Origin of the sequence: Pseudomonas sp. CNPSo 3701, assembly GCF_028674975.1 — a bacterium.
Classification (GTDB): domain Bacteria; phylum Pseudomonadota; class Gammaproteobacteria; order Pseudomonadales; family Pseudomonadaceae; genus Aquipseudomonas; species Aquipseudomonas straminea.
Map to the genome: position 1 here is coordinate 515,965 of NZ_JAQZSI010000004.1, position 21,079 is coordinate 537,043.

At 64.2% G+C, this 21,079-nt stretch carries 20 protein-coding genes; 9 read left to right on the top strand and 11 right to left on the bottom strand.

Features of this window, described 5'->3' with window-relative positions; translation table 11 throughout:
- Positions 1-12: 12 nt before the first annotated feature.
- Complete coding sequence (locus PVA39_RS14730) at positions 13-1,242, bottom strand: YihY family inner membrane protein (RefSeq protein ID WP_274124672.1); 1,230 nt, start codon at positions 1,240-1,242, stop codon at positions 13-15.
- A 227-nt stretch (positions 1,243-1,469) separates the two neighbouring features.
- Between PVA39_RS14730 and arsC the strand changes: the two genes are divergently transcribed.
- Genes arsC through PVA39_RS14745 form a run of 3 tightly spaced genes read left to right on the top strand, consistent with a single transcriptional unit; the run spans position 1,470 to position 2,840 of the window.
- Complete coding sequence (gene arsC / locus PVA39_RS14735) at positions 1,470-1,823, top strand: arsenate reductase (glutaredoxin) (RefSeq protein ID WP_274124673.1); 354 nt, start codon at positions 1,470-1,472, stop codon at positions 1,821-1,823.
- A complete protein-coding gene (gene wrbA, locus PVA39_RS14740; protein ID WP_274124674.1) occupies positions 1,820-2,425 on the top strand; it encodes an NAD(P)H:quinone oxidoreductase in 606 nt (201 codons plus the stop codon). Before arsC ends, wrbA begins: the two co-directional genes overlap by 4 nt.
- Positions 2,418-2,840 carry a DUF2069 domain-containing protein gene (locus PVA39_RS14745; RefSeq protein ID WP_093503509.1) on the top strand — a complete coding sequence of 141 codons (423 nt, stop codon included), beginning with the start codon at positions 2,418-2,420 and terminating at the stop codon, positions 2,838-2,840. The genes wrbA and PVA39_RS14745 overlap by 8 nt, the downstream gene beginning before the upstream one ends.
- 22 nt (positions 2,841-2,862) lie before the next feature.
- On the opposite strand, the gene hda is transcribed toward PVA39_RS14745, so the two are convergent.
- The 3 genes from hda to PVA39_RS14760 all read right to left on the bottom strand — a co-directional run bounded on the left by hda (position 2,863) and on the right by PVA39_RS14760 (position 5,994).
- A complete protein-coding gene (gene hda, locus PVA39_RS14750) occupies positions 2,863-3,567 on the bottom strand; it encodes a DnaA regulatory inactivator Hda (RefSeq protein WP_274124675.1) in 705 nt (234 codons plus the stop codon).
- Positions 3,568-3,699: 132 nt separating this feature from the next.
- Positions 3,700-4,794, bottom strand: coding sequence for an AI-2E family transporter (locus PVA39_RS14755; RefSeq protein ID WP_274124676.1), 1,095 nt, complete (start codon positions 4,792-4,794; stop codon positions 3,700-3,702).
- A gap of 99 nt (positions 4,795-4,893) precedes the next feature.
- The gene (locus PVA39_RS14760) at positions 4,894-5,994 is read right to left on the bottom strand and encodes a DUF2066 domain-containing protein (protein WP_274124677.1); all 1,101 of its coding nucleotides are present in this window, start codon (positions 5,992-5,994) and stop codon (positions 4,894-4,896) included.
- A gap of 294 nt (positions 5,995-6,288) precedes the next feature.
- Here PVA39_RS14760 and purM point away from each other — a divergent pair, with 294 nt between their 5' ends.
- From purM to PVA39_RS14780, 4 genes are all read left to right on the top strand, one after another.
- Positions 6,289-7,347, top strand: a complete 1,059-nt coding sequence (gene purM / locus PVA39_RS14765) for a phosphoribosylformylglycinamidine cyclo-ligase (protein WP_274124678.1) — start codon at positions 6,289-6,291, stop codon at positions 7,345-7,347.
- The gene (purN, locus tag PVA39_RS14770) at positions 7,347-8,021 is read left to right on the top strand and encodes a phosphoribosylglycinamide formyltransferase (protein WP_274124679.1); all 675 of its coding nucleotides are present in this window, start codon (positions 7,347-7,349) and stop codon (positions 8,019-8,021) included. Before purM ends, purN begins: the two co-directional genes overlap by 1 nt.
- Entirely contained in the window at positions 8,006-8,722 is a 717-nt protein-coding gene (locus tag PVA39_RS14775; protein ID WP_274124680.1) for a DUF3108 domain-containing protein, read from the top strand. The genes purN and PVA39_RS14775 overlap by 16 nt, the downstream gene beginning before the upstream one ends.
- 209 nt (positions 8,723-8,931) lie before the next feature.
- A complete protein-coding gene (locus PVA39_RS14780) occupies positions 8,932-9,120 on the top strand; it encodes a hypothetical protein (RefSeq protein ID WP_013790608.1) in 189 nt (62 codons plus the stop codon).
- A 54-nt stretch (positions 9,121-9,174) separates the two neighbouring features.
- Here PVA39_RS14780 and PVA39_RS14785 read toward each other — a convergent pair whose 3' ends face one another.
- The 7 genes from PVA39_RS14785 to PVA39_RS14815 form a co-directional block, all read right to left on the bottom strand.
- Positions 9,175-9,714, bottom strand: a complete 540-nt coding sequence (locus PVA39_RS14785; RefSeq protein ID WP_274124681.1) for a DUF2058 domain-containing protein — start codon at positions 9,712-9,714, stop codon at positions 9,175-9,177.
- Between the two features lie 64 nt (positions 9,715-9,778).
- The gene (gene mazG, locus PVA39_RS14790) at positions 9,779-10,606 is read right to left on the bottom strand and encodes a nucleoside triphosphate pyrophosphohydrolase (RefSeq protein WP_274124682.1); all 828 of its coding nucleotides are present in this window, start codon (positions 10,604-10,606) and stop codon (positions 9,779-9,781) included.
- A 54-nt stretch (positions 10,607-10,660) separates the two neighbouring features.
- Positions 10,661-12,907 (bottom strand): GTP diphosphokinase, encoded by a 2,247-nt coding sequence (gene relA / locus PVA39_RS14795; RefSeq protein ID WP_093502677.1) that lies wholly within the window; start codon positions 12,905-12,907, stop codon positions 10,661-10,663.
- 104 nt (positions 12,908-13,011) lie between these two features.
- On the bottom strand, positions 13,012-14,364 hold the full coding sequence (gene rlmD, locus PVA39_RS14800; protein WP_274124683.1) for a 23S rRNA (uracil(1939)-C(5))-methyltransferase RlmD: 1,353 nt from the start codon (positions 14,362-14,364) through the stop codon (positions 13,012-13,014).
- A complete protein-coding gene (gene cysM, locus PVA39_RS14805; protein WP_274124993.1) occupies positions 14,364-15,269 on the bottom strand; it encodes a cysteine synthase CysM in 906 nt (301 codons plus the stop codon). Before cysM ends, rlmD begins: the two co-directional genes overlap by 1 nt.
- A 200-nt stretch (positions 15,270-15,469) precedes the next feature.
- Positions 15,470-16,825: a sensor histidine kinase gene (locus PVA39_RS14810; protein ID WP_274124684.1), complete on the bottom strand. Its 1,356-nt coding sequence runs from the start codon at positions 16,823-16,825 to the stop codon at positions 15,470-15,472.
- A gap of 1 nt (position 16,826) precedes the next feature.
- Positions 16,827-17,534, bottom strand: a complete 708-nt coding sequence (locus PVA39_RS14815) for a response regulator transcription factor (protein WP_147176966.1) — start codon at positions 17,532-17,534, stop codon at positions 16,827-16,829.
- A 134-nt stretch (positions 17,535-17,668) separates the two neighbouring features.
- On the opposite strand from PVA39_RS14815, the gene PVA39_RS14820 reads away from it, so the two are divergent.
- Both PVA39_RS14820 and PVA39_RS14825 read left to right on the top strand, forming a co-directional pair.
- Entirely contained in the window at positions 17,669-20,422 is a 2,754-nt protein-coding gene (locus PVA39_RS14820) for an ATP-binding protein (protein ID WP_274124685.1), read from the top strand.
- Positions 20,409-21,026 (top strand): biliverdin-producing heme oxygenase, encoded by a 618-nt coding sequence (locus PVA39_RS14825; RefSeq protein ID WP_274124686.1) that lies wholly within the window; start codon positions 20,409-20,411, stop codon positions 21,024-21,026. The genes PVA39_RS14820 and PVA39_RS14825 overlap by 14 nt, the downstream gene beginning before the upstream one ends.
- Positions 21,027-21,079: the final 53 nt, after the last annotated feature.

A 21,079-nucleotide genomic window follows, 5' to 3' on the forward strand; every position in this document is an offset into this window, starting at 1 on the left:
CGACGTGAAACGTCACTTTGCGTCACCGCCCTGCCCCTCCAGCCAATGCGCCAGACTGTTGCCGAACAACACCGTCTGCTCGTCATGCAGCCGCTTCAGCGCCTCACGCAGCGCGGGATACCAGGGCTCGTCCAATTCATCGGGCAGTTGACTCAGGTGGGGCAACGGCCAGGGACTGCGCTCGATCAGTTGCTGCAGTGAGTAATGATTCAGGTCGCGGCTGAGCATCCAGCTATCGCCGCCGGTGCTGGCGACCAGACGCTGGTCCTCCAGAAAGCTCAGCACCTCCTCCCATTCATGCTCGGGCAGCAACCAGCCCTGACGCTGAATATCGCGATGACGCACCTTGAGTCCGGTACGCTGACGCGCGTGGAATACCCGCAGAATCCCTAGCAACACCAGCGCCCTGGGCATCGCGCGCTTGCGCCATTGATGGGAAACACCCAGGTTGCAGACCAGCTCCGCCCCCAGCAACACGATCAGCCAGGACAGGAACACCCAGAAAAGGAACAGCGGTACCGTGGCAAAGGCGCCATAGATCAACTGGTAGCCGGGGAAGAAACGCACGTAAAAGCCGAAAATCGCCTTGGCCAACTCCAGCAGCACCGCCGTGAACAGCCCACCCCACAACGCATGGCGCAGCGGCACCCGGGCGTTGGGCACCGCTGCGTAGAGCAGAGTGAAAGCCGCCACGCTGAACAGCAGCGGCGTGAAACGCAGCAACGTCTTGGCGCCGACTACCGCGTCCGGCCCGCTGAGCAGCGACAGCGAGGCGACATAGGTGCTGATGGCGAAACCGGCGCCCAACAGCATCGGACCCAGGCTGAGGATCGCCCAGTACAGCAGGAAGGTGGCGATACCGCGCCGCGGCTGTCGTACCCGCCAAATGGTGTTGAAGGTGCGCTCGACGGTGACCAGCATCCAGAACGCTGTGACCGCCAGCACGGCGACGCCGATCCAGGTCAGCTGCCGGGCCTGGGTGGTGAAATCACGCAAGTACTCCTGCAGCGTCTCGCCAGCAGACGGCACGAAATTATGAAAGATGAACGCCTGGATCTGCTCACCAGTACCCTGGAAGGCCGGCACGGCGGAGAGCACCGCAAAGGTGACGGTCATCATCGGCACCACCGCAAACAGCGTGGTATAGGTCAGCGCTGCGGCATTGTCGGCACCGCGATTATCGAAGAAGCGCTGCCAGAGGAATCCCCAAAACTCAAACCAGTCTCGCAGACGCTGCTGCATACCCACCTCTTAAGGGCAGTCGAAATCTGTGCATCATCGTCAAGCCGGCGCCACCTGGGGCACAGGCAATACGAACGAGCGGAAAAGCTGGCCACAAGCCATTGTGACCGACGCACTACAGACGCCGGGCCGGCACTTAGGTTCGCCCTGATTGCCGCACCCCGTTCAGCGCAAGACGCCGACGCGGTTAGAATAGCCGCCATCTGCCGCCAGAAGCGACGACTGCCATGACCGATCTGACCCTTTATCACAACCCGCGCTGCTCGAAATCCCGCGCAGCCCTGCAACTGCTCGAAGAGCGCGACCTGCAGCCGAGCGTGGTGCTTTACCTCGATAACCCGCCCAGCGCCGCACAATTGCGCGAGGTGCTCAACAAGCTCGGCATGCCCGCGCGGCAACTGCTGCGCAGCGGTGAAGACGAATACCGCGAACTGAACCTGGCCGACAGCGCACTCGATGAAGAAGCGCTGATCGAGGCCATGATCACCCACCCGCGCCTGATCGAACGGCCGATCCTGATCGCCGGCGATCGCGCCGTGATCGGTCGGCCGCCGGAAAACATCCTGGAGCTGCTGCCATGACGCCCCCCTACATTCTGGTGCTCTACTACAGCCGCCATGGCGCTACCGCCGAGATGGCCCGTCAGATCGCCCGCGGCATCGAACTGCAGGGTATGGAAGCGCGCCTGCGCACCGTGCCAGCGGTTTCCGCCGAGTGCGAAGCGGTCGCCGACAGCATTCCCGCCGAGGGCGCACCCTACGCCAGCCTCGACGACCTGAAGAACTGCGCTGGCCTGGCAGTGGGCAGCCCGACACGCTTCGGCAACATGGCCGCGCCGCTGAAGTACTTCCTCGACGGCACCAGCAACCTGTGGCTGACCGGCAGCCTGGTCGGCAAACCGGCGGGCGTGTTCACCTCCACGGCCAGCCTGCATGGCGGCCAGGAAAGCACCCTGCTGTCGATGCTGCTGCCGCTGCTGCATCACGGCATGCTGATCACCGGGCTGCCATACAGCGAATCCGCGCTGGTCGAGACTCGCGGCGGCGGCACGCCCTATGGCGCCAGCCATCATGCAGGCGCCGACGGCAAGCGGGCGCTCGACGAGCATGAGATCACCCTGTGCCGCGCTCTGGGCCAACGCCTGGCGAGCATCGCCCTCAAGCTGGGCGATGAACGTGGCTAAAGCGGCCAAGTCGCTGCCCAGCGTGGATTGGCTGCTGCCGCGCCTGCGCGCCTGCCGCTATCTGAGCCTGGCCAGCTTTCTGGCCCTGGCGGCGTTGTTGCTGATCTGGAACCTGGGTTACGCCGCCGTGCCCAGCACGCTGCTGTGGGCAGTGCTGGCCTTTCAGCTGCTGCCCTTGCTGCTGCTCGCACCGGGCATCATCGGCGGCCACCCGCGCACCCACTCGTGGGCCTGCTTCGTGGTGAACCTGTATTTCATCCAGGGCGTGCTGGCGGCATTCGATCCGTCCAAGCGGTTGTTCGGCTGGCTGGAAATTCTGCTCAGCCTGACGCTGTTCACCAGCGCGCTGCTGTATACGCGCTGGTGCGCACAGTACCAGCGGATCGGCAGCGTGGAAGAAAGCAGCGAGATGTAGGATGCGACCGGGCCGGAGCTAGCTACCAGTCCAAGGTTTCCTTGAGGAAGGGAATGGTCAGCTTGCGCTTTTCCTGCAGCGACGCCTGATCCAGACGCTCGAGCAGCTCGAACAATGCGCTCATGCTGCGCTCGCCACGGGTAAGGATGAAGCGCCCCACTTCTTCGCTCATGTGAAGGCCGCGGCGCGAAGCCCGCAGCTGCAGAGCGCGCAATTTGTCCTCGTCGGACAGCGACTGCAGCTGGAATACCAGAGCCAGGGTCAGGCGCGACTTGAGGTCGGGCAGCTTGATCGACAATTCGCGCGGTGATGCATTGGCCGACAGCAGCAGACGGCGACCGCTGTCGCGCAGGCGATTGAACAGGTGGAACAGCGCTTCTTCCCAGGCGCGCTGGCCGGCAGCGGCTTCCAGATCGTCCAGGCAGACCAGCTCGAACTGTTCCAGGTTGTCGAGAATCGCCGGGCCGTATTGCACCACGTCGGCCAGTGGCAAATAGACGGCACGTTCGCCAAGCTGCTCGAAGCGCAGGCAGGCCGCCTGCAACAGGTGGCTGCGCCCGACGCCTTCGCCGCCCCACAGATAGATCAGGCTCTCCGTCCAGCCTGCCTCGGCTTCGCACAGACGCTCCACGTACCCGAGGGCAGCGGCATTGGCGCCCGGGTAGTAATTGGCGAAGGTGGCGTCGTCGCGCAGACGTACACCCAGGGGCAGTTGAATCGGCTTCATGCTGGAGAAATTGGCTCGGCGGAGCCCGCTTGGCGCTCTGAATAAAGGTGGCGCAGTTTATACCCTTGGCGGCTGCCTGTCATTGACCCACTTTCCAAGGCAATACAAGGATTTAGCCAACGAGAAGCGGCTTCAGCGCGCCTTGCGTCCAGGCTTTGGCTGCACCGGAGCCTGCCCCGCGTAGGCATCGGACTGCTTGTACAGTTCGTGCACATGGCGCAGCAGCACCATGATCACTGCGGCCACCGGCAGCGCCACAAGAATACCGGTAAAACCGAACAGCTGGCCGCCAGCCATGATCGCGAAGATCACCGCCACCGGGTGCAGACCGATGCGGTCGCCGACCAGCAGTGGCGTCAGCAGCATACCTTCGAGCAACTGACCGACCACGAATACGCCGGCAATCATCAACAGCGGGTAAGGGTCGCCGCCGAACTGGAACAGCCCCGCCAGCAGCGCACTGCCGATGCCTACTACCACACCGAGGTACGGCACGATGCTCGCTAGGCCCGCCAGCAGGCCGATCAACAAACCCAGCTCCAGGCCGATGGCCATCAGGCCAACCGCATACATGCCGCCCAGCGCCAGCATCACCAAGAGCTGGCCACGCAGGAAGGCGCCCAGCACTTCGTGGCACTCGCCGACCAGCTTCACCACCACGCTTTCATTGTCACGCGGCACCAGGCTGCGCAGCTTGCTGACCAGCAGATCCCAGTCGCGCATCAGGTAGAAGCTGACCACCGGAATCAGCAGCAGGTTGGCCACCCAGGCCACCAGCGCCAGGCTCGACGCGGTGACCTGCGACAGCACCAGCCCGGCGATATCGGTAGTTTGCCCAAGGTGACCGGACAACGCTTTCTTCAATTCATCGAAGCGCCAGAAGCCCTCGTTCAGACCGAGCTTGACCTGAACCCAGGGCAGCGCCTGGTTCTGCGCCCAGTCGAGCATCTGCGGCAACAGCTCGTAGAGACGTACCAGCTGCTTACCCAGCATCGGGATTAACACCAGCAGACCCAGGGCCATCAACAGGGTGAACAGGGCGAACACCACGATCACACCCCAGGTGCGCGACAGCTTCAGGCGCTCCAGGCGATCGACCAGCGGATCACCCAGGTAGGCGATCAGGATGCCAATCAGAAATGGCGAGAGAATCGGGTGCAGCAGGTACAACAGGCCGCCCAGTACCAGCACCACGGCAATCCACAGCCAGCGAGACGAAACGGCCATGCTCGATCCTCGAAAAATGTCAGGTCAGTGCCCACTCGCAAAACGACCTCGGACAAGGCCGAGGTCGTGCAAAGCGAAGCGGTTCAGGTGAGGCGCAGTCTACCAGCGAAAGTACAGAACATCGCCACGAGGCTTGGCGTCAGCGGCTGGTGGCGCAGCCTGAGGCGGTGCGGGCGGCTGGCTGGCGTCGACCGGAGCGCCGGGCTCGGTGGATGCCTGGGGTTCAGCAGGCGCCGGTGTCTCGGCAGCCAGTTCGGCAGCCGACACCTTGTGCAGCTGCAGCAGGCCCAGCTGGGTACGCAGCTGCTCGGGGCTGGCGCTGACCTTGTAGATCAGTCGATCCGCTTCCACCGACTGCAGTTGAGCACCGAATGGCTCGAGAACACGCTGCAGCTCCGCGTAACGCGACAGATCGGCGCCGATGACTTCCAAGGTCTGCGTCGAGCTTGCGCCCGGCGCGACCACGAAGCGCGGCGCCAGGCGCTCGCTCACCGCCAGCAACACCGCATCGGCCAACGCGGCCTGGTCGGCTGCTTCGGCCTTGCCCTGTTCATGATCATCGCCCAGCCAAAGCTGCCAGTTGGCCTGCCACTTACCGTCCGCTTCACTGGCGCGCACCGCCAGCAAGGCGTCGACGCCGTAGCGCTCGGATGCCGAACGCAGCTCGCCCGGATCCTTGGCGCCCAGCGTCTCCTTGGTCGCCACCAGCTGCTCGCTGAGGTCGGCCAACGGCAGGCGCAACGGCAAGCCACGGTGCTGGGCGGCCTCGCGCAGCGGCTCGGCAGCGGCCTGGCCGTCACCGACGATGTTGCCGCCGTCGACCGTCTCGTTCAGCCACCAGGCGAGAATCGCCGGGCGGTTGACGCCCCAGAGCGGCAAACCGGCCTGACGCAGGGAGCGATCGGTGGACACCGCGTCGAAATCGACCACTAGGTGATCGCCCTCGTACCCGTACTGGCTGATGATCTGCTGCGGATCCTTGCGCAACTCCGCCAGCGCCGATCCCTTGGCCGCATCCGGCTTGCCGGTCAGGCGCAGCACCAAGGTATCGACCGCGCGCTGCAGAGCGGCATCGCGCTCCTCGGGCTGCTGGCTCGCAACCGTCTCGCGCACCTGATAGAGGTCACTGACGGTCGCCGCCAGGGTCGGCAGGCTCAGCAGTGTCAGGCAGAGAAGCAGGGGGCGGAAGGTCGGGCGCATGAACGGAGAACTCTCGGCTGAAGAAGGCGGCGCGCGGCAACGGGCCGCGGCGCTATACCTTAGGGGCTGTTGCCATGGCATCGCAAGCCACGCGGCAGTTACCGGGCTTAACCGGCCTGGGTGTGACCGACCAGATCAGGCGGGGTTTCATCGCCTGCCGGGCAGGCGCCAAGACCCGCACTCGGCACGGTAGCTGGCCGCTGCCGGGCAAGCCTGATAAAATCGCGCGCCTTCGCAGACCGGCCCCGAGGGGCCGATGCTATCCCGACATTCCCCTTCCAAAGGCCTGGATCTATGAGCAAGCAACCCTCCATCAGCTACAAGGACGCAGGTGTGGACATCGACGCGGGCGAAGCCCTGGTCGAACGCATCAAGGGCGTAGCCAAGCGCACCGCCCGTCCTGAAGTCATGGGTGGCCTGGGCGGCTTCGGCGCTCTGTGCGAGATCCCGGCCGGCTACAAACAGCCGGTGCTGGTCAGCGGCACAGACGGCGTCGGCACCAAGCTGCGTCTGGCCCTGAACCTGAACAAGCATGACAGCATCGGCCAGGACCTGGTCGCCATGTGCGTCAACGACCTGGTGGTCTGTGGCGCCGAGCCGCTGTTCTTCCTCGACTACTACGCCACCGGCAAACTGAACGTCGATGTGGCCGCCACCGTGGTGACCGGCATCGGCGCCGGCTGCGAACTGGCCGGCTGCTCCCTGGTCGGTGGTGAAACCGCCGAGATGCCGGGCATGTACGAAGGCGAAGACTACGACCTGGCCGGTTTCTGTGTGGGCGTGGTCGAGAAGGCCGAGATCATCGACGGTTCCAAGGTCGCTACCGGCGACGCACTGATCGCGCTGCCCTCCTCCGGCCCGCACTCCAATGGCTACTCGCTGATCCGCAAGATCCTCGAAGTGTCCGGCACCGACATCGAAAACACCCAGCTCGACGGCAAGCCCCTGGCCGACCTGCTGATGGCGCCGACACGCATTTACGTCAAGCCGCTGCTGGAGCTGATCAAGAAGACCGGCGCGGTCAAGGCCATGGCCCACATCACCGGTGGCGGCCTGCTGGACAACATCCCGCGCGTACTGCCGGACAACGCCCAGGCAGTGATCGACGTGGCCAGCTGGCAGCGCCCGGCAGTGTTCGACTTCCTGCAGGACAAAGGCAACGTCGACGAGCATGAAATGCACCGCGTGCTGAACTGCGGCGTGGGCATGGTCATCTGCGTCGCCCAGGATCAGGTCGACACCGCCCTGCAGAGCCTGCGCAGCGCCGGTGAGCAGCCCTGGGTCATCGGCCAGATCGCCGCCGCAGCCGAAGGCGCCGAGCGTGTCGTGCTGAACAACCTGAAAAGCCACTGATGCCGCGACCCTGTAACGTGGTGGTACTGCTGTCGGGCACCGGCAGCAACCTTCAGGCGCTGATCGACAGCACCGCTGATGGCGATAACCCGGTGCGCATCGCCGCGGTGATCGCCAACCGCAGCGATGCCTACGGCCTGCAACGTGCGCAGGCCGCCGGCATCGCCACCCACGTGCTGGAGCACGGCGATTACCAGGGCCGCGACGCCTTCGACGCCGCCCTGACGGAGGCCATCGACGGCTTCGAGCCGCATTTGGTGGTGCTCGCCGGCTTCATGCGCATTCTCACCCCTGCCTTCGTGCGCCACTACCATGGTCGCCTGCTGAACATTCACCCCTCACTGCTGCCACGCCACAAAGGTCTGCACACCCATCAGCGTGCGCTGGAGGCCGGCGACACCGAGCACGGCTGCAGCGTGCACTTCGTGACCGAGGAACTCGATGGTGGTCCTCTGGTCGTACAGGCAGTAATCTCGGTACATTCGCAAGACACGGCCGCCAGCCTGGCGCAAAGGGTTCACGCCCAGGAACACCGGATCTACCCGCTGGCCATACGCTGGTTCGCCGAGGGGCGTTTGCACCTCACGGAGGCCGGCCCCCAGCTAGACGGTGTTACTCTGCCGGCCACCGGTTACCCCATTAACAGCAAGGAGACTCCATGCGCCGCGCCTTAATGCTTGCCCTGGCGTTGTTCAGCCTGCCTGCCCTCGCCGCAGAGCCGAAGCCCTTCTCCGCCAGCTACACCGCCGACTGGAAACAGGTTCCGGTCAGCGGCTCCGCGGAACGCAGCCTGCAGAAGCTCGACGACGGGCGTTGGCAGCTGGTGTTCAAGGCCTCCATGCTGGTCGCCGGCCTGACCGAGCAGAGCACCTTCTCGGTCGATGGCGACACCTTCGTGCCGCACAATTACAAGTTCGAGCGCAGCGGCCTGGGCAAGAGCAAGGATGTCGAGTTCGATTTCGACTGGACCCAGAAGCAGGTAATCGGCAGCGACCGCGGCAACCCGGTGCGCTTCCCGCTCAACCGCGGCATGCAGGACAAGTCGACCTACCAGTTGGCCCTGCAGCATGACGTGGCCGCTGGCGAAAAAAGCATGAGCTACCAGGTGGTCGACGGTGACGAGATCGAAACCTACGATTTCCGCGTACTTGGAGAGGAAGTAGTGCGTACCGCCGCCGGCCTGATCGACGCCATCAAGGTCGAGCGCGTGCGCGACCCGACGCAAAGCAGCCGCAAGACCATCCTGTGGTTCGCCAAGGACTGGGATTATTTGCTGGTGCGCCTGCATCAGGTCGAGAAGGACGGCAAGGAATACCAGATCATGCTCAAGTCGGGCACCGTCGATGGCAAGACCGTGGAAGGTCGCCGCGACTGACCTGAACTCCACACGCCAGAGAAACCGGGGCATGCCCCGGTTTTTTTATGCCTACCTTTTTTCAACGGCCAATAAAAATGGACACAAACGAAGCGGCCACGGAACTTGTAACCAATTGCTACAGTCACAAACCATGTCGTTGCTTAGCAGGCTAAGCACGAGCGCAACCGCCTTGCGCAGCATTTGTCCGGAAATACTGGAGAAATAAAATGAGCGTACTCGTAGTAACCGAACGTGACGAACACCATATGTCCCACGAAGCCCAGGCCGAGGGCCTGCGGGTCTGGGACGTGTATCAGAACGATCAGTTGGTCGGCATCTTCCCCTCCGAAGAGGAAGCGGTCGCATATCAGGCGGAGCTACAAGCCCACGACCATGAGGCAGCCCATTCGGAATAAAATCGGAATCCCATGAAAAAGCCCGCACGATGCGGGCTTTTTCATGGCTGGCGTTTACCACATCAGGTCGTCTGGCACCTGATACGCCGCGTACGGATCATCTTCATCCGGCGCCTCGGTCGGCGTATTGAGCAGCAGCACACGCTGTGGGTCGCGCTCCTGAATTCGCAATGCGGCGTCGCGCGGAATCACTTCGTAACCGCCGCCGTGGCGCACGATGGCCAGCGAGCCGCGGCTTAGCTTGTCGCGCATCATCGCGTTGACCGGCAGGCGCTTGACCTTCTTGTCGTCAACGAAGTTGTAGTAATCCTCGGTGGTCAGCTTGGGCAGGCGCGAGGCCTCGATCAGTTGTTTGATCTGCGCAACGCGGGCTTTCTGCTCGGCCTTTTCCTGCTGCTGCCGGTTGAGCTCCTGATCGCGCGCGGCCTTCTCGGCCTTGGCCTGCTGGGCCGCGAGCTGGCTGCTGTTGTCCTCTTCAGCCTGGCCTTTTTTTACCATGCGCTGCTGCTTGTGTTGTTGCTTGGTGGCCTGCTTGACCTGCTTCTCGTTGACCAACCCGGCTTTGAGCAACTGGTCACGTAGTGAAATCGCCATAACCTACCTATACCCAGACAATTTAACGGGATGGGGCGCGCCCATCTGACTTGGGGCTGTCAGCTCAACAGCCTGACTGCCGCTCGCTTTTCTTGGCCTCGCCCCACAGGGCGTCGAGCTCATCCAGGCTGCAATTCTCGATGGGACGCCCGGCTTCGCGCAATGCCTGCTCGATAAAGCGAAAACGCCGCTCGAACTTGCCATTGGCCGCCCGTAATGCGGCTTCGGGATCGACTTTCAGGTGTCGCGCCAGATTGGTGGCGCTGAACAGCAGATCACCGATCTCCTCGACGATGGCTTCTGGGTCGTTGTCGCTGATCGCTTCGAGCACTTCATCGAGCTCTTCGCGCACCTTGTCGAGTACCGGCAAGGCATCCGGCCAGTCGAAGCCGACGCGGGCCGCGCGGCTCTGCAGCTTCTTGGCACGGCTCAGGGCCGGCAGCACGTTCGGCACGTCATCGAGCAATGAGAGCTGCTCGGGCGATTGAGCCCGCTCTGCACGCTCCTCGGCCTTGATCGCTTCCCAGCGCTGCTTGACCTCGGCTTCGCCGAGGCGTGGCTGATCAAGCGGACCATACAGATCGCCATCGGGAAATACGTGGGGGTGGCGACGCACCAGCTTGCGGGTGATGCCGTCGACCACCGCGGCGAAATCGAAGCGCCCCTCTTCCTCTGCCAGCTGACTGTAATAGACAACCTGGAACAACAGGTCGCCGAGTTCACCCGGCAATTCGTCGAAAGCGCCGCGTTCGATGGCGTCGGCCACTTCGTACGCTTCCTCGAGGGTGTGCGGCACGATGCTGGCGTAGGACTGCTTCAGGTCCCATGGGCAGCCATGCTGCGGGTCGCGCAGGCGCGCCATCAGGTTGAGCAGGTCAGGGAGTTGGTACATAAAGGGTCCAGTGAATGCGGGCACGAGGTTCGTCACCTCGCGCCCGTTTACGACTCAGGGCGCGCGGTGGCGGCGCGCCTCGATGATATTGGGCAGTTGCGACAGGCGGCCCAGCAGCCTGCCCAACGCGTCCAGCCCCGGAATTTCCACGGTCAGCGACATCGACGCCGTGTTGTCTTCCTTGTTCGAGCGGGTATTGACCGCCAGCACGTTGAGCTTCTCGTTGAGCAGCGTCTGGGTGACGTCACGCAGCAGGCCGGAACGGTCGTAGGCACGGATGATGATGTCCACCGGGTAGGTCTGCACCGGCACCGGGCCCCAGCTGACCTGAATGATCCGCTCCGGCTCGCGGGCGCCGAGCTGCAGCACCGCCGCACAATCCTGGCGGTGAATACTGACGCCGCGGCCCAGGGTGATGTAACCGACGATGGGGTCGCCCGGCAGCGGCTGGCAGCAGCCGGCCATCTGGGTCATCAGGTTGCCGACGCCCTGAATCTGGATATCGCCACGCTTGCCCGGCTTGAATCCCTGGGCCTTGCGCGGAATCAGCTCGAGCTGCTCGTTGCCGCGCTCCGGCTCGACCAGTTGCTGCGCCAGGTTGACCAACTGCGCCAGGCGCAGATCCCCCGCGCCCAGGGACGCGAACAGATCCTCGGCGGTGCGCAGGTTGGCTTTTTCAGCGAGCTTCTCGAAGTCCACCGGCGGCAGCGCGACACGGGCCAGCTCGCGCTCGAGCATGGCCTTGCCGGCAGCGACGTTCTGGTCGCGGTCCTGCAGCTTGAACCAGTGGACGATCTTCGCCCGCGCCCGCGAGGTGGTCACGTAGCCCAGGTTGGAATTCAGCCAGTCACGGCTCGGCGTACCCTGCTTGCTGGTGATGATCTCCACCTGCTCGCCGGTTTGCAGGCTGTAGTTGAGCGGTACGATACGCCCGTTGATCTTGGCGCCGCGGCAGTTATGGCCGATCTCGGTGTGTACGCGGTAGGCGAAGTCCAGCGGCGTGGCCCCTTTGGGCAGGTCGATGGCGTGACCGTCCGGGGTGAACACGTAGACCCGATCCGGCTCGATATCGACGCGCAACTGCTCGGCCAGGCCGCCGATGTCGCCCAGTTCCTCGTGCCATTCGAGCACCTGGCGCAGCCAGGAAATCTTCTCTTCGTAATGGTTGGAGCCGGATTTGACGTCAGTGCCCTTGTAGCGCCAGTGGGCGCAAACGCCCAGCTCCGCTTCCTCGTGCATGTTGGAGGTGCGGATCTGCACTTCCAGTACCTTGCCCTCAGGGCCGAGTACCGCCGTGTGCAGGGAGCGGTAGCCGTTCTCCTTTGGGTTGGCGATGTAGTCGTCGAATTCCTTGGGAATGTGCCGCCACAGGGTGTGCACGATGCCCAGGGCGGTGTAGCAGTCGCGCACCGCCGGCACCAGCACGCGCACTGCGCGCACGTCGTAGATCTGGCTGAACTGCAGGCCCTTGCGCTGCATCTTACGCCAGATCGAATAGATATGTTTCGCCCGGCCGCTTATATCGGCCTTGATGCCGGTGGCTTCGAGTTCCTCGCGCAGCTGCTCCATCACTTCGTTGATATAGTGCTCGCGGTCCAGACGGCGCTCGTGCAACAGGTTGGCGATCTGCTTGTACTGCTCGGGCTCCAGGTAACGGAAGGACAGATCCTCCAGCTCCCACTTGATATGGCCGATGCCCAGGCGGTGGGCCAGTGGCGCATAGATATCGAAGACCTCGCGGGCCACGCGCTGACGGCGCTCCTCATCGGTGTCCTTGACGGCGCGGATCGCGCAGGTGCGTTCGGCCAGCTTGATAAGTGCGACGCGCACGTCGTCGACCATCGCCACCAGCATCTTGCGCAGGTTGTCGACCTGGGCCTGGGAACCCAGCACCGTGGATTCGCCGCGCGGGTTGAGGCTGGCGCTGATGGCCGCCATACGCAGCACGCCTTCGATCAACTTGGCCACCACCGGGCCGAAGCGCTGACGCACCTCAGCCAGGGGAATCTTGCCTTCGCGCACGCCACGGTAGATGACGGCGGCGACCAGAGAATCCTGATCGAGCTTGAGGTCGGCGAGAATTTCGGCAATTTCCAATCCGGCACCGAAGCTGGAGTAGCCTTCGGTCCACAGGTTTTGCGCCGCATTGGCCTGTTGCTCGGCCGCCCGGGCGAATTCACAGGCGGCGCGCAACGCGTCACGGTCGAGGGCCGGGTCGACACTCGTGACATGCTCCAACCAGGCCTCGAGATTGATACTGCCATCATCGTTGATGGGCTGGTGCGCTCTAACCTGAACCATCTATTACCTTCCCTATAACGGGGCACGCCCCGCTAAATATCGCCGGGCTTCTGCGAGCCGGTCGGTTGACCAATCGGCGCAAATCCTGTGCGCCACCACACTTGTTATGAGCGCTCGAACAGCGCCATCGCTTCCACATGGGCCGTCTGCGGAAACATGTCCAGAATACCGGCTTTTTTCAACCGGTAGCCTTGCTGCAACAATTCGCCACTGTCACGCGCTAGCGTCGTCGGGTTACAGGAAACATAGACCAGCCGCTTGGCGCCCAGGCTTGCCATCTGCCGTACTACCTGCAGCGCGCCGTCACGTGGTGGATCGAGCACGATGGCATCGAAACCACCTGCCGCCCAGCTGGCGTCGGCCAGCGATTTGGACAGGTCGGCCTGGTAAAAGTGCGCATTGCCCAGGCCGTTGCTGCGGGCGTTTTGTGCCGCTCGCTCGACCATTGCCTGCACGCCTTCCACGGCCACCACTTCACGCGCCTGCAGGGCCAGCGGCAGGGCGAAGTTGCCCAGGCCGCAGAACAGATCCAACACGCGCTCGTCTTGTTGCGGCGCCAGCCATTGCAAGGCCTGGGCCACCATGGCGGCGTTGACGGCCGCGTTGACCTGCACGAAATCGCCCGGTCGGTAGGCCAGTTCCAGGTTCCACGCGTCCAGCCGATAGCCCAGCGACTGGCTGGCGCCTGCCGGCTCCGGTTCACCCTCGCCCTGCAGCCACAATTGCGCCTCGTGCACCGAACAGAATGCCTGCAGGCGGGCCGTGTCCACTTCGCTCAAGGGCTGGGTGTGGCGCACCAGCATGGCACTGGCGGTGCCCTGAAACAGTTCCACATGACCAATGGCGCGCGGCGCCTGCAAGCCACCGAGCAGCGCCGGCAGTGCGCGCAGGATCGGTTGCAGCGGCTCGACCAGCACAGGGCACTCGCTGATGGCGACGATGCCCTGGCTGGCCGCGGCGCGGAAGCCCACATCCAGGCGCTTGTTGCGCGCATCCCAGCGCACCGCGATGCGGGCGCGGCGGCGGTAAGCGAACTCCGGGCCAGTCAGCGGCTCGGCCCAGACCTCGGGCTGCTGGCCGCCAAGGCGCTCGAGTTGTTCGCCGAGCTGGCGCTGCTTGAGCGCCAGCTGATCGCGATGAGGGATATGTTGAATGCTGCAGCCGCCACAAATGCGCGCATGCACGCAGGGCTCGGCGCGCCGCTCCGGGCTGGCCTGGAACACCCGTTCGGTGCGTGCGTCGATCACCTTGCTGCGCGCATCCAGCACCCGGGCCTCGACCTCTTCGCCCGGCAGCGCGCCACTGACGAACCAGGTACGCCCGTCGATAAAGGCAATGCCACGGCCATCATTGGCCAGGCGCTCGACGCTCAGGCGCTGCTTCTTGCCGACCGGTACCTGGGCGGCACGGGTGCCACCGCTGGGCTGGAAGCGCAGGCCGCCGTTCTTGCGGGCCATCAGCGCGCCGCGGCGTCGTAAACGCCGGTGGACAGGTAGCGATCACCGCGATCGCAGATGATGGCCACCAGTACGGAATTTTCCAACTCACGGGACAAGCGCAGCATGGCCGCCACCGAGCCACCGGACGACACGCCGCAGAAGATGCCTTCTTCACGGGCCATGCGGCGCATCACGCCTTCCGCTTCAGCCTGGGCCATGTCGACGATGCGATCGACGCGCTCGGATTCGAAGATCTTCGGCAGGTATTCCTGGGGCCAGCGACGGATACCCGGAATCGCCGAGCCTTCCATCGGCTGCAGACCGACGATCTGCACGGCCGGGTTCTGCTCCTTGAGGTAGCGCGACACACCCATGATGGTGCCGGTGGTGCCCATGGAGCTGATGAAATGGGTGATCTGCCCGCCGGTCTGGCGCCAGATTTCCGGGCCGGTGCCGGTGTAGTGAGCGACCGGATTGTCGCCGTTGGCGAACTGGTCGAGTACCTTGCCGCGGCCTTCGGCCTGCATGGCCAGCGCCAGGTCGCGGGCGCCTTCCATGCCCTCTTCCTTGCTGACCAGAATCAGCTCGGCGCCATAGGCGGTCATCGCCGCCTTGCGCTCGGCGCTGGAGTTGTCCGGCATGATCAGGATCATCTGGTAACCCTTGATCGCCGCCGCCATGGCCAGGGCGATGCCGGTGTTGCCCGAGGTGGCCTCGATCAGCGTGTCGCCGGGCTGGATATCACCGCGCAGCTCGGCGCGGGTGATCATCGACAGCGCCGGGCGATCCTTCACCGAGCCGGCCGGGTTGTTGCCTTCGAGTTTGACCAGCAGGGTGTTGCTGGTCTCGCCGGGCAGGCGTTGCAGGCGAACCAGAGGGGTGTTGCCGACGCATTCGGCGATCGTGGGGTATTGCTGGGTCATGGCGTCGATCGGGTCCAGACGGCTGCAGAGGGCGGCCATGATACCGGCAAATCGGCGCAACCCCTACTCCCGGCAGTGAATCTCCACACAAGCCTCTTAGCGGCGCGAACCCGCAACGGACGGCGCTTTCAGCCCATGAGGCAACATGTACGAACCAGCCGATCTAAGCTGATAACCGATTCATCTAACGCAAGGTCTGACTAGGTACCGCCCGCTTGCCCATCGGCACAGGGCAGCAATAGGTGCATCTGCAGCCCGCTGCCAGGCGGGCTCTCGGCCCACAAGCGGCCTCCCTGCAAAGCAATAGCGCTGCGCGCGATGCTGAGCCCCAAGCCAAAACCGCCGTCACCGGGACGCGCACTGTCGAGCCGCGCGAAGGGCTCGAAGATGGTTTCCAGATGGCGCTCGTCGATACCCGAGCCCTCGTCGCTCAGGCACAGGTGCCAGCAGTCACCTTCAGGCAGTCCATTGAGGCGTACGCGCCCCTGCGGCGGGGAATGACGGATGGCGTTGCGCAACAGGTTTTCCAGGGCCTGAGCCAGGCTGGTCAGGTTGGCGTACACCGTGCAGTCTTCGTCAAGCTCGAACAGCAGGCGCTCACTCGACCAGCCGGCTTCGAAACAGGCGTCCTCGACCAGCATGTCCCACAACTGCTGCAGGCGGATCGCCTCGCGGGCGAACTGCGGACGCTCGGAATCCAGCCAGGCCAGCTCCAGAGAGTTCTCCACCAGGTTCTGCATGATGGTGATTTCCCGGTCGAGACGCTGGCGCAGCACCAGCGGGTCGCGCTCGCCCTCACTCGCCACGCGCAGGCGGCTCAGCGGCGTACGCAACTCATGGGACAGGTCCCGCAGCAGGCGGCGCTGGTAAACCACGGCGCCCTGCAGGCGCTCGGCCATATGGTCGAAAGCGCTGCCCAGTTCGCCCAACTCGTCCCTGCGGCTGGTCACCGCCGGCCCAACTCGGGCACTCAGGTCACCGGCACTGAGATTGTTGGCCTGGCGCCGCAGGATCACCAGGGGCCCGATCAGCCAGCGATACAGCAGCGTGGCCAACAATGCGGCCAGGCACGACGGCAGCACCTTGTGCAGGAAGAAGTCCCATAGCGGCTGGTCGTTGCGTGGGTCCAGGCGCGGTGGCAACTCCATCACCAGATAGCCATCGTCGTTGCTGAACGGCATGTAAAAAACCGGCTGGCCTCCAGGGCGACCGACCTTCTGGTCGAGCCGACGCATGAAATTCAGGCGCTGCGCTTCCTCCTCGCTGAGCGGGCAGGACGACAGCGAGCGATGCTGAGCATCCACCGCCACCACCCAGACGTCTTCGCGCTGGTAGAAGTCATTGAGAAACTCGTCCAGGCCGATGCGCCCGCGGCTACGCCAGGCCTTTTCGGCGTTCTGGGCAACCCGGGTGAGCTCGCTGCGGGTGCTCGGCGACAGGGTAGACAGGGCATCGTAGGCACGCTCCTCCAGATCCAGATGCATGCTGACGGTGATCAGACAGAACAGCGCCAGGCCGACGATCAGTTTCCAGAACAGCGAATGCCGGCCTGGCACCTCAGGCGTCCCGAGCCGTCAGCACGTAGCCCTTGCCCCACACCGACTCCAGATGCGTAGCGGCGTAGCCGATGCCCTTGAGCTTGCGCCGCACGTTGCTGACGTGCATGTCGAGGCTACGGTCATGTTGGGAATAGCCACGGTGCAGCACGTGCTGATAAAGGAAGGCCTTGCTAAGCACCTCATCGGCGTGGCGGGAAAAGGTTTCCAACAGGCGGTACTCAGTCGAGGTGAGCCCCGCCCATTTGCCGTCGTGACACACGTCGCAGCGCTGCTCGTCGAAGCGCAGCGCACCACCTTGCAGCGGCGGCTGGCCACGGCGCTCATAGGCGACCCGACGCAGGATGGCTTCGATCCGCACGCTCAACTCGCCGAGGCTGAACGGCTTGGGCAGATAATCGTCGGCACCGCGGCTGAAACCGGCGATGCGATCCTGCTCGGCGCCCAGGGCGGACATCAGGATGACCGGTACGTGGCGCTGCTTGCGCAGACGCTGCAGCACGTCCAGGCCATTGCTGCCGGGCAGCAGGATGTCCATGAGGATCAGATCGAAATCCTCTTCCTGAGCGAGGCGCAAGCCCTCGTCACCGTCATGGCTGAGGGTCACCTCGAAGCCATGGCCATGCAGGTGCGCCTGCAGATGCGAGGCCAGGGCCGGGTCATCTTCGACGGCGAGAATACGGGTGACGCTGCTGGATGAAGGCATCATGGCGAAGTGGCTCTGCAAAGCGAATGCGCGCGATTCTACCGATTGCCCCAGCACCCGTAACCCGCCTTACGACGGGCAAGCGTCACCCCGCCGGAATCGCTACACTGCCTGGCATCGTCAAAAGGGGGCATTGCGTGTTCAAGGATATCGGCATCAAGGGCCGGGTACTGATGCTTACCCTGCTGCCCACCAGTCTGCTGGCACTGGTACTGGGCGGCTATTTCATCTGGATGCAGCTTTCCGGGCTGCAGGCGCAACTGCTGCAACGCGGCCACATGATCGCCGAACAACTGGCCCCCCTGGCTGCCCCGGCCCTGCTACATGGCGACCAGGCGCTGCTGCAGCGCATCGCCAACCAGGCTCTGGAACAGCAGGACGTACGCGCCGTGACCTTCCTGACCACACAAAGCGAGCGCCTAGCCCACGCCGGCCCGAGCATGGTCAATGCGCGCCCGGTGATCGACAGCGACACCGTGGATATCGCCGAGCACAGCAGCCAGGACGCGACGCGTTTTCTGATGCCGGTGATGGCTCAGCACCTGACACTCAGTAGTGAGGAACGCAGCCAGACCGAAGCCGAACCCATCGGCTGGGTGGAACTGGAGCTGTCCCACCACAATACCCTGATCAGCGGCTACCGCAGCCTGCTCACCAGCCTGCTGCTGGTGGTCACTGGGCTGATCATCACCGGCCTGTTGGCGCTGCGCATGAGTCGCAGCATCAACGGCCCGCTGCTGCGCATCAAACAGGGTGTCGCCCTGCTCAAGGACGGTCAACTGGAAACCCGTCTACCGCCGCTGGGTAGCCACGAACTGGACGAACTGGCCTCGGGCATCAACCGCATGGCCGAGTCCCTGCAGGCTGCCCAGGAAGAAATGCAGCACAGCATCGATCAGGTCACCGAAGACCTGCGCCAGAACATGGAAAACATGGAGGTTCAGAACATAGAGCTGGACTTCGCCCGCAAGGAAGCCCTGGAAGCGAGCCGCATCAAGTCCGAGTTCCTGGCCAACATGAGCCACGAGATCCGCACGCCGCTCAATGGCATCCTCGGTTTCACCAACCTGCTGCAGAAAAGCGAACTCAGCCCGCGTCAGCAGGACTACCTGAGCACCATCGAACAATCGGCCGGCAGCCTGCTGAGCATCATCAACGAGGTGCTCGACTTCTCGAAGATCGAGGCTGGCAAGCTGGTGCTGGAAAACATCCCCTTCAACCTGCGCGACCTGCTGCAGGACACCCTGACCATCCTCGCGCCGACCGCACACGAGAAGAAGCTCGAACTGCTCTCGCTGGTCTATCGCGATACGCCGCTGTGGCTGTCGGGCGACCCGCTGCGCCTCAAGCAGGTACTGACCAACCTGGTCAGCAACGCCATCAAGTTCACCCGCGAAGGCAGCATCGTCATTCGCGCCATCCTCGAAGAGGAAACCGCTGACAGCGCGCAGCTGCGCATCAGCGTGCGCGACACCGGCATCGGCTTGGCCGATGAAGACCTGCGCGCGCTGTTCCAGGCCTTTAGTCAGGCCGACAATTCGATGACCCGCCAGGCCGGCGGCACCGGCCTGGGCCTGGTGATTTCCAAGCGCCTGATCGAGCAGATGGGCGGCGAAATCGGCGTCGACAGCACGCCGGGCGAAGGTTCGGAGTTCTGGATCAGCCTCAACCTGCCCAAGGCGCGCAGCGAGGCCGACGAGCAGCCCCGCGCCCTGGCCGGGCGCCGTGTGGCGATGCTTGAAGGCCGCGAGCTGGCCCGTCAGGCACTGCAGCACCAGTTGGAAGATTGCGGCCTGCAGGTCAGCGAATTCACCGACATAGATAGCCTGTGTACAGCTGTCGCGCAGGCGGCCGGCTCAGCCCAGGCATTCAGTTGCGCCGTGCTCGGCATCACCAGCGATGACCTGGCGCCGGCCGCCCTGGGCAAACGAGTCTGGGATCTGGAGGAGTTGGGCTGCAAAAGTGTGGTGCTCTGCCCCACCACCGAGCAGGCGCTTTATCAGGACAATGTGCCGGACTGGCATAGTCAGTTGCAGGCCAAGCCGGCCTGCACCCGCCGTCTGCAGCGCGCCCTGATCGACCTGGTGGCGCCACGTCAGCCACGCCAGGCCACACGCCACAACCTGGGCCGCTCGCCGGCGATCCTCTGTGTCGATGACAACGCCGCCAACCTGTTGCTGGTGCAGACCCTGCTCGACGACATGGGCGCCAAGGTGACGGTCGCCAGCAGCGGCTTCGATGCCCTGGTGATCACTCAGGAGCAGGACTTCGATCTGGTGTTCATGGACGTGCAGATGCCTGGCATGGACGGCCGCCAGACTACAGAGGCGATTCGCCAGTGGGAGCACGACAACGGCCGCACGCCGATGCCCATCGTCGCCCTCACCGCTCACGCCCTGGCCAATGAGAAGCGCACCCTGCTGCAAAGCGGCATGGACGACTACCTCACCAAACCGATCAGCGAGCGCCAGCTGGCTCAGGTAGTGCTCAAGTGGACCGGCCTGACGCTGGCCAGCGAGGCACAGGAGCCACAAACCGAGGCCCTAAGCGCACCGGCCACGGCCGTACTCGACAAGGAAGAAGGCCTGCGCCTGGCCGCCGGCAAGGCGGACCTGGCCGCCGACATGCTCAAGATGCTGCTGGACGGGCTGCCGGGCGACCTGGCAGCTATCCGCCAGGCGCGCGCCGATGGCGACCGCAATGCGCTGATCGAACGCATCCACCGCCTCCATGGTGCTACCCGCTACTGTGGCGTGCCGCAATTGCGCGCAGCCTGCCAGTACAGCGAAACCCAGCTCAAGCAGGATCAACCGATCCGCGGCAGCGGCCTGGACGAACTGGAACAGGCCATCGAGCGCCTGCAACAGGAGGCGAAAGATGACGCCAGCTGAGCCTGCAACCCTGATCGCCGTTGCGCACACCACCGAGCTGCTGCCGCTGAGCAAACAGCTGAAGGCCGGTACTCGCCGCAACCACGACACGGTCGACACCCTGGTCATGCAGGCGCGTCCGTTCGAAAGTCTGGTGCGCTACGGCTACTTCCTGCGTGTGCAGCATCGCTTTCACGGGGCGATCAGCGCACTGTACGACGACATCACGCTCAATCGCCTGCTGCCGGGGTTGAGCGAACTACCGCGCTTCGACGCCGTGTGCGCCGACATCAGCGATCTGGGCCTGCCCCTTCCGCCACCGCCGACAGCCGCGGCGCCCGCCAGCGTCCATGTCGCCCTGGGCTGGTTGTATTGCAGCGAGGGCTCCAACCTGGGCGCCGCCTTTCTGTTCAAGCAAACCCAGCAGCTCGGCCTGAGCGCCTATAAGGGCGCCCGCCACCTGACGGCCCACCCCGAAGGTCGCGGCCTGCATTGGCGCCAATTCGTGGCCCTGCTCGACGGCCTGGAACTGAGCGAAAGCCAGCGCGAAGAAGCCGTCAGCGGCGCGGTCGGTGCCTTCGATTTCTACCGCGCGGCCCTGCGCGAACTGTTTCCCGCCACCTAAGAACCTGTTCACGATTTTTTGGCGACATCAAAAAGGCTGCTGCAAGGCAGAAG

Excerpts from the sequence above, each read along its gene's own strand:
- PVA39_RS14730 (WP_274124672.1), bottom strand. The coding sequence starts at position 1,242 with ATGCAGCAGCGTCTGCGAGACTGGTTTGAGTTTTGGGGATTCCTCTGG.
- arsC (WP_274124673.1), top strand. The coding sequence starts at position 1,470 with ATGACCGATCTGACCCTTTATCACAACCCGCGCTGCTCGAAATCCCGC.
- wrbA (WP_274124674.1), top strand. The coding sequence starts at position 1,820 with ATGACGCCCCCCTACATTCTGGTGCTCTACTACAGCCGCCATGGCGCT.
- hda (WP_274124675.1), bottom strand. The coding sequence starts at position 3,567 with ATGAAGCCGATTCAACTGCCCCTGGGTGTACGTCTGCGCGACGACGCC.
- PVA39_RS14755 (WP_274124676.1), bottom strand. The coding sequence starts at position 4,794 with ATGGCCGTTTCGTCTCGCTGGCTGTGGATTGCCGTGGTGCTGGTACTG.
- PVA39_RS14760 (WP_274124677.1), bottom strand. The coding sequence starts at position 5,994 with ATGCGCCCGACCTTCCGCCCCCTGCTTCTCTGCCTGACACTGCTGAGC.
- purM (WP_274124678.1), top strand. The coding sequence starts at position 6,289 with ATGAGCAAGCAACCCTCCATCAGCTACAAGGACGCAGGTGTGGACATC.
- purN (WP_274124679.1), top strand. The coding sequence starts at position 7,347 with ATGCCGCGACCCTGTAACGTGGTGGTACTGCTGTCGGGCACCGGCAGC.
- PVA39_RS14775 (WP_274124680.1), top strand. The coding sequence starts at position 8,006 with ATGCGCCGCGCCTTAATGCTTGCCCTGGCGTTGTTCAGCCTGCCTGCC.
- PVA39_RS14780 (WP_013790608.1), top strand. The coding sequence starts at position 8,932 with ATGAGCGTACTCGTAGTAACCGAACGTGACGAACACCATATGTCCCAC.
- PVA39_RS14785 (WP_274124681.1), bottom strand. The coding sequence starts at position 9,714 with ATGGCGATTTCACTACGTGACCAGTTGCTCAAAGCCGGGTTGGTCAAC.
- mazG (WP_274124682.1), bottom strand. The coding sequence starts at position 10,606 with ATGTACCAACTCCCTGACCTGCTCAACCTGATGGCGCGCCTGCGCGAC.
- relA (WP_093502677.1), bottom strand. The coding sequence starts at position 12,907 with ATGGTTCAGGTTAGAGCGCACCAGCCCATCAACGATGATGGCAGTATC.
- rlmD (WP_274124683.1), bottom strand. The coding sequence starts at position 14,364 with ATGGCCCGCAAGAACGGCGGCCTGCGCTTCCAGCCCAGCGGTGGCACC.
- cysM (WP_274124993.1), bottom strand. The coding sequence starts at position 15,269 with ATGACCCAGCAATACCCCACGATCGCCGAATGCGTCGGCAACACCCCT.
- PVA39_RS14815 (WP_147176966.1), bottom strand. The coding sequence starts at position 17,534 with ATGATGCCTTCATCCAGCAGCGTCACCCGTATTCTCGCCGTCGAAGAT.
- PVA39_RS14825 (WP_274124686.1), top strand. The coding sequence starts at position 20,409 with ATGACGCCAGCTGAGCCTGCAACCCTGATCGCCGTTGCGCACACCACC.